Raw genomic sequence first — 7,582 nt, forward strand, 5'->3', positions numbered from 1 at the left:
GACCAGTGGACGGGGGTGGGGGCGGGGGCGGCCAGCGTACCGACCCAGCGGCGGGCGTCTTCGCGCACGTCGGCCAGCGCCTTCGCGCACCCGGGCCTGCCGGTGCAGGCGCTCACCCCGTTCCATGGCGAGGCGGGGTCGGTGACCAGACCGGCCCGGGTGAGTTCCTGTTCCACCTGGTCGGCCTCGGCGGGGTCCAGGTCGAGCAGCACAATGGTCCGCCACGGCGTGAGGCGTACCGTGCCGGTGATCACCCGCGCCTGGGCGGCCGTCAGCCGTCCCAGCGGTACGACCGCCGACAGCGCCACCCGTCCGTCACGCTGGGTGATCCGTCCGGCCCGGAGTTCCCGGCCCTCCGGTGCGACCGGCGCATCCGCCGCCGTGCCGCCGAGGTGGCGGGCGATGCGGGCCGGGCCGTCGGGGAGTTCGGCGATGCGCCAGGAGTCGGTGCGTTCGGCCAGGAACGCGCAGGCGGCGGCGATCATGAGGCCGGGCGCTTCGTCCGTGGTGGCGGTGAGCCCCGCGTCCATGCCCGCCAGCAGCAGCCGCCCGTCCCAGGTGATATCCGCGCCGAGGTTCGGGACGTCTCCGGTGCCGTCGTCCACCGCGAACAGGAAGCGGCCCGGCAGGGACGCCAGTTCCGGCACCGCGCACAGTTCCCGGTCAAGGGCCTCCACCACGGGCTGGGTGTCCAGCCCGGTCCGACGGCCGCCGAGCGGGGAGGCGACGATGTTGCGCACCCGCTCGTGGGCCGCCGACGGCAGCAGTCCGGCGGCGGCGATCTTTTCGGCGAAGGCGGCGGGGGAGCGCAGCCCGCGTACCTGGACGTTGGCCCGGGAGGTCAGCTCGATCACCCCCGCGCCCAGCTCCGCCGCGCCGTCCGCCAGCTCGGTGAGCTGGGCGGACGTGACGGCACCGCCGGGCAGGCGCACCCGGGCGAGCGGCCCGTCGGCCGCCTCGTGCACCTGGAGCGCCCCCGGACACGCATCCGGCCGCATACGGCCAGAAAAGTCGGCTTTGGACACGATCTGGATGGTAACGCCACTTCTATCGTAGGCTTCCGGTAGGCGATGGCAATGGGAGGAAGCCGGTGTGAAACCGGCGCGGTCCCGCCACTGTGACCGGGGAGCGACCCCCAACCGCAAGGCCACTGCCCGGCGACGGGTGGGAAGGCCGGGGTGAGCGCTGATCCGGGAGCCAGGAGACTCCTGCCGTCGCGACACCCGCGACCGGGGCGAGGACCCCGAGGGAGGACCGTGCTGTGCCTGGCGACAGCCGTACCGTTCTGCTGCTCTCGACCTCTGACACCGACCTGCTCAGCGCCCGCGCCAGTGGCGCGGCCTACCGGCCGGGCAACCCGGCCAGGCTGACCCCGGACGACCTGCCCGCGCTGCTGGAGGGCACCGACCTCGTGGTGGTCCGCCTGCTCGGCGGGCGGCGGGCCTGGGAGGAAGGGCTGGATGCCCTGCTCGCCGGGCCGCGCCCGGTCGTCGTACTCGGCGGCGAGCAGGCCCCCGACGCCGAACTCATGGAACTCTCCACCGTCAGCGGCGGCGTCTGCGCCGAGGCGCACGCCTACCTGGCCCACGGCGGCCCGGCCAACCTGGCCGAACTGCACGCCTTCCTGTCCGACACCGTGCTGCTGACCGGCCACGGATTCGCCCCGCCCGCCCCCGCTCCCACCTGGGGCCTTTTGGAGCGCGTCGCCCGGTCCAAGAGCGGCCCCGTGATCGGCGTCCTGTACTACCGCGCCCACCACATGGCCGGGAACACCGGATTCGTCGAGGCCCTGGCCACCGCCATCGAGGACGCCGGCGGCCAGGCCATGCCGATCTTCTGCTCCTCGCTGCGCACCGCCGAGCCCGAACTGATCGACACCCTGCGCGCCGCCGACGCGCTCGTGGTCACCGTCCTGGCGGCGGGCGGCTCCCACCCGGCCACGGCGGGCGCGGGCGGCGACGACGAGGCATGGGACGTCGGCGCGCTGGCCGCCTTGGACGTACCGATCCTGCAAGGGCTCTGCCTGACCTCCACCCGCCGGGCCTGGGAGGACAACGACGACGGCCTGTCCCCGCTGGACGCGGCCTCGCAGGTGGCGATCCCGGAGTTCGACGGCCGGATCATCACCGTGCCCTTCTCGTTCAAGGAGATCGACCGGGACGGCCTGACCGTCTACGTCGCCGACCCCGAGCGGGCCGCGCGCGTGGCGGGCATCGCCGTACGGCACGGCCTGCTCCGGCACACCCCGCCCGCCGGACGGCGGATCGTGGTGATGCTGTCCGCCTACCCCACCAAGCACTCCCGGATCGGCAACGCGGTCGGCCTGGACACCCCCAGGAGCACCGTGCGGTTGCTCGCCCGGATGGCCGAAGCGGGCTACGACCTGGGCGAGGGCTTCCCGGGTGTGCTTCGACAGGACGGCGACGCGCTGATCCACGCGCTGATCGCGGCCGGTGGCCAGGACCCCGACTGGCTCACCGAGGAACACCTGGCGGGCAACCCGGTCCGCATCCCCGCCGCCGTCTACGAGACCTGGTACCGCACCCTGCCCGGCGACCTGCGGGAGGCGATCGAACGGCACTGGGGGCCGCCGCCCGGCGAGCTGTTCGTCCACGAAGGGGACATCGTGCTCGCCGCGCTGCGCGCCGGGAACGTGGTGGTGATGGTCCAGCCGCCGCGCGGGTTCGGGGAGAACCCGATCGCCATCTACCACGATCCCGACCTGCCGCCCAGCCACCACTACCTGGCCGCGTACCGGTGGTTGTCGGCGGAGTTCGGCGCGCACGCGATGGTGCATGTGGGCAAGCACGGCAACCTGGAGTGGCTGCCGGGCAAGGCCGCCGGCATGTCGGCCGCCTGCGGCACCGACGCCGCGATCGGCGATCTGCCGCTGGTCTACCCGTTCCTGGTGAACGACCCCGGGGAGGGCACCCAGGCCAAGCGGCGGGCGCACGCCGTACTGGTGGACCACCTGGTGCCGCCGATGGCCCGCGCCGACACCTACGGCGACATCGCCCGGCTGGAGCAACTGCTGGACGAGCACGCCACGATCGCCGCGATGGACCCCGCCAAGCTGCCCGCCATCCGCGCGCAGATCTGGACGCTGATCCAGGCCGCCCGGCTCGACCACGACCTCGGGCTCGACGACCGGCCGCACGACAGCGAGTTCGACGACTTCATCCTGCATGTGGACGGCTGGCTGTGCGAGGTCAAGGACGCGCAGATCCGCGACGGCCTGCACGTGCTCGGCGAGGCCCCGGCCGGGGAGCAGCGGGTCGATCTGGTGCTGGCCATGCTGCGGGCCCGGCAGATGTGGTCCGGCCGGGAGAGCCTGCCCGGCCTGCGCGAGGCGCTGGGCCTGGCCGAGGACGGTACGGCCGGGCTGGCCGCCGTGGACGACGCCGAGGCCACCGCCCGCGCCCTGGTCACCGGCATGGACGAACGCGGCTGGCGGCCGGAGGCGGCGGCCGAGGTCGCCGCCGGACTTCCCGCCGAGGTGACGCGCGTGCTGGCCTTCGCCGCGACCGAGGTCGTACCCCGCCTGGCCCGCACCACCGACGAGATCGGCAACGTGCTGCACGCGCTCGACGGCGGTTACGTCCCGGCCGGGCCAAGCGGTTCGCCGCTGCGCGGCCTGGTCAACGTGCTGCCGACCGGCCGCAACTTCTACTCCGTCGATCCCCGGGCGGTGCCCAGCCGGTTGGCCTGGGAGACCGGGCAGGCGATGGCGGACTCGCTGCTCGCCCGCTACCGCGCCGACACGGGCGAGTGGCCGCGCTCGGTGGGCCTTTCGGTGTGGGGGACCAGCGCGATGCGCACGGCGGGCGACGACGTGGCGGAGGTGCTGGCCCTGCTCGGCGTACGCCCGGAATGGGATGAGGCGTCCCGCCGGGTGACCGGGCTCGCGCCGATCCCGCTCGCCGAGCTGGGCCGTCCTCGCATCGATGTGACGGTACGGATCAGCGGGTTCTTCCGGGACGCGTTTCCGCATGTGGTGGCCATGTTGGACGACGCGGTACGGCTGGTCGCTTCTCTGGAAGAAACGGATGGGGAGAATTTCGTGCGGGCGCATGTCCGGGCGAGTGGCGGGGACGAGCGCCAGGCGACCATGCGGATCTTCGGGTCCGCGCCGGGGGCGTACGGGGCCGGGCTGCTGCCGCTGATCGACAGCCGTAACTGGCGGGACGACGCCGACCTCGCCGAGGTGTACGCGGTGTGGGGCGGTTACGCGTATGGGCGTGACCTGGAGGGCGTCGCGGCCCGGCCGCAGATGGAGGACGCCTACCGCCGGATCGCGGTGGCCGCCAAGAACGTGGACACGCGTGAACACGACATCGCCGACTCCGACGACTATTTCCAGTACCACGGCGGGATGGTCGCCACGGTACGGGCGCTGACCGGCAAGTCGCCGGCCGCGTACGTCGGTGACAGCACCCGCCCTGACGCGGTTCGCACCCGCACTCTTTCCGAGGAGACCTCCCGGATCTTCCGGGCACGGGTCGTCAATCCGCGCTGGGTGGCCGCGATGCGCAGGCACGGCTACAAGGGCGCGTTCGAGCTGGCCGCGACCGTGGACTACCTGTTCGGCTACGACGCCACCACGGGTGTCGTGGCCGACTGGATGTACGACAAGCTGACCGAGACCTACGTGCTGGACCCGGAGAACCAGGAGTTCATGAGCAGGTCCAACCCGTGGGCGCTGCACGGCATCGCCGAGCGCCTGCTGGAGGCCGCCGACCGGGGCATGTGGCAGCATCCCGACCCGGAGATCCTGCGCGGGCTCCAGGAGGTCTACCTCAAGGCCGAAGGGGACCTGGAGGACGACACCAGCCGGTGAGCGAAGGCGGGCGCGCCCGCCCAGTGAACGTGCAGGTAGGAGGCGGTCACGCGGGCGTCGCCGTAGCCGTCCGCGCCGCCGTCCCAGCGGTACAGGGGGTCGGCGGCGAGGCGTACGGCGGTGCGGTGGAACTCGTGGCCGCGTACCCGCTCGCCTGCCCTGGTCAGTGGCGAGTCGTGCAGCGCGACGGCGTCGCGGTAGCCGAGTGTGAGCGTGTCGGTCATGCGGGCCCGGCCGGGGATGCGGGCGCACATGGTTCGGCCGTCCAGGTCTTCGCACAGGTAGAGCAGGCCGGCGCACTCGGCGGCGATGGGGCCGGGGAAGGCGGCGACCTGAGCGCGCAGCGGCTCGTTGGCGGCCAGCTCCGCCGCGTACAGCTCGGGGAAGCCGCCGCCGATGACCAGGGCGGCGGTGCCGTCGGGCAGCTTCTCGTCGCGTAGCGGGTCGAAGGGGGCGACCTCCGCGCCTGCCGCGCTCAGGAGCTCGGCGTGTTCGGCATAGCCGAAGGTGAACGCTGCTCCGCCTGCTACGGCGATTATGGGTTTTTGCTGGGATCCGTGGTGCGGTGGCTCCCAGGGGGTGGCCGTCAGCGGGGGTGCCGAGTGGGCCAGTGCGAGGAGCGCGGTCAGGTCGCAGGAGCGGTCGATGAGCGCGGCCAGTTCGTCCACGGCCGCCAGCGCGTCGGCGCGGCGTTCGGCGGCGGGCACCAGCCCGAGGTGTCTTGAGGGCGTGGCCACGTCGTCGGCGCGGCGGATCGCGCCGAGCACCGGCACCCCGGCCGCGGCCATCGCCTCCCGGCACACCTCCTCGTGCCGGTCGGAACCGATCCGGTTCAGCACCACCCCACCGAGCCGGATTCGGGGGTCGAAGGTGGCGAAGCCGTGTACCAGGGCCGCGACCGATGCGCTCTGCCGGGCCGCGTCCACGACCAGCACCACCGGGGCGGCCAGTAGCCGCGCGACGTGCGCGGTGGAGGCGAAATCGGTCGAACCCCGGCCGTCGAACAGGCCCATCACGCCTTCGACGACCGCTATGTCGCAGTCCGCGGCGCCGTGCAGGAAGAGGGGAGTGATCAGGTCCTCGCCGACCAGCCATGGGTCCAGGTTGCGGCCGGGACGCCCGGCGGCCAGCGTGTGGTAGCCCGGGTCGATGTAGTCGGGGCCGACCTTGTGCGGGGAGACGGTGAGGCCGCGCTTTCGCAGCGCGGCCATCAGGCCGGTGGCCACCGTGGTCTTGCCGCTGCCCGAGGCCGGGGCGGCGATGACCAGGCGGGGGGTGGTCAGGGCTACCACTCGATGCCTTTCTGTCCCTTCTGTCCGGAGTCCATGGGGTGGCGGATCTTGCCCATTTCGGTGACGAGGTCGGCGGCCTCGATGAGTTCGGCGGGGGCGTCCCGGCCGGTGATCACGACGTGCTGGTCACCGGGGCGTTGGGTGAGGGTGTCCAGGACGTCGGTGAGGTCCAGCCAGCCCCATTTGAGGGGGTAGGTGAACTCGTCGAGTACGTAGAAGCGGTAGGTCTCGCTGGTCAGGTCGCGCTTTATCTGCGCCCAGCCCTCGCGGGCCTGGGCGGCGTGGTCGTCCTCGGTGCCGGCGCGCTGGATCCACGACCAGCCCTCGCCCATCTTGTGCCAGGTCACCGGGCCGCCCTCGGGGCTGTCGCCGAGTACGCGAAGGGCGCGTTCCTCGCCGATCCGCCACTTGGCGGACTTCACGAACTGGAACACCCCGATCGGCCAGCCCTGGTTCCAGGCGCGCAGCGCCATGCCGAAGGCGGCGGTGGACTTGCCCTTGCCAGGGCCGGTGTGGACGATCAGCAGCGGGCGGGTGCGGCGCTGCCTGGTGGTGAGTCCGTCGTCGGGGATGACGGCGGGCTTGCCCTGCGGCATGCTTCTCAGCTCGCCTTTCTGGGGTGGCCTAGTTCGGACAAGGCTTCTATGGGGAGGAGGCGGGCGTCCAGGCGGGCCGCCAGGCGTACGGCGAGGCCCAGCCGTACCGGGCCGCTCTCGCAGTCCACGACCACGGCGGCGGTGCCCTTCAGGAGGTCGGCGGCGCGGTCCACGTCGTTGCCGTTCGTGGTGGCGCGGCCGTCGGTGACCAGCACCAGCAGCGGACGCCTGGCCGGGTCGCGCAGCTTCTCCACGCGCAGCACCTCGGCGGCGCGGGCCAGCCCGGCCGCGAGCGGCGTGCGCCCGCCGGTGGGGAGTGAGCGCAGCCGGGCCGCGCCCGCCTCCACGGAGGAGGTCGGGGGCAGCGCGACCGTGGCTTCCGTGCCTCTGAAGGTGACCAGGCCGATCTTGTCGCGCCGCTGGTAGGCGTCGAGGAGGAGGCTGAGCACGGCGGTCTTGACTACGGTCATCCGGCGGCGGGCGGCCATCGAGCCGCTGGCGTCCACGACGAACAGGACCAGATTGCCCTCCCGGCCCTCGCGTACGACCTCGCGCAGGTCGTCGGCGCGTAGTACCAGGCCGGGGCCGACGCGTCCGCGGTCGTGCTGGTGGGGGGCGGCGGCCAGTACGGTGGCCGGGATGTGCAGGTCGTGGACCTGGGCGCCGCGCGGGCGGCGGGAACCGGTGCCGCGGCCGTGCGCGGACCTTGATCGTGAACGGCGTCCGGCCGCACCGGCGCCGACGCCGGGGGCGGCCAGCAACGGCACCCGGTACGGCGCGGCCACCTCGGCCACCTGCTCCTTCGCCCTCGCCTCCGGAGAGCCCGCCCCCGCGTCCGGCTCCCCAGAGTCCCGCTC

Annotated in this window: 5 protein-coding genes and 1 riboswitch; of the genes, 1 reads left to right on the top strand and 4 read right to left on the bottom strand. The window is 73.2% G+C overall.

Annotated elements, in window-relative coordinates:
- On the bottom strand, positions 1 to 1,025 hold a 1,025-nt coding region (locus C1I98_RS31770; protein ID WP_146607758.1), incomplete at its 3' end, for a ferredoxin-like domain-containing protein.
- Between the two features lie 11 nt (positions 1,026 to 1,036).
- Positions 1,037 to 1,227, top strand: a riboswitch (cobalamin riboswitch).
- Between the two features lie 34 nt (positions 1,228 to 1,261).
- On the opposite strand from C1I98_RS31770, the gene cobN reads away from it, so the two are divergent.
- A complete protein-coding gene (gene cobN, locus C1I98_RS31775) occupies positions 1,262 to 4,837 on the top strand; it encodes a cobaltochelatase subunit CobN (protein WP_111171059.1) in 3,576 nt (1,191 codons plus the stop codon).
- On the opposite strand, the gene C1I98_RS31780 is transcribed toward cobN, so the two are convergent.
- The 3 genes from C1I98_RS31780 to C1I98_RS31790 all read right to left on the bottom strand — a co-directional run.
- On the bottom strand, positions 4,792 to 6,105 hold the full coding sequence (locus C1I98_RS31780; RefSeq protein WP_199537358.1) for a cobyrinic acid a,c-diamide synthase CobB: 1,314 nt from the start codon (positions 6,103 to 6,105) through the stop codon (positions 4,792 to 4,794). The genes cobN and C1I98_RS31780 overlap by 46 nt on opposite strands.
- Positions 6,106 to 6,122: 17 nt before the next feature.
- Positions 6,123 to 6,725 carry a cob(I)yrinic acid a,c-diamide adenosyltransferase gene (gene cobO / locus C1I98_RS31785; protein WP_111171060.1) on the bottom strand — a complete coding sequence of 201 codons (603 nt, stop codon included), beginning with the start codon at positions 6,723 to 6,725 and terminating at the stop codon, positions 6,123 to 6,125.
- A 5-nt stretch (positions 6,726 to 6,730) separates the two neighbouring features.
- The coding region (locus C1I98_RS31790) for a vWA domain-containing protein (RefSeq protein WP_146607759.1) at positions 6,731 to 7,582 on the bottom strand (852 nt) is incomplete at its 5' end.

Source organism: Spongiactinospora gelatinilytica, from assembly GCF_003236385.1.
GTDB lineage: Bacteria > Actinomycetota > Actinomycetes > Streptosporangiales > Streptosporangiaceae > Spongiactinospora > Spongiactinospora gelatinilytica.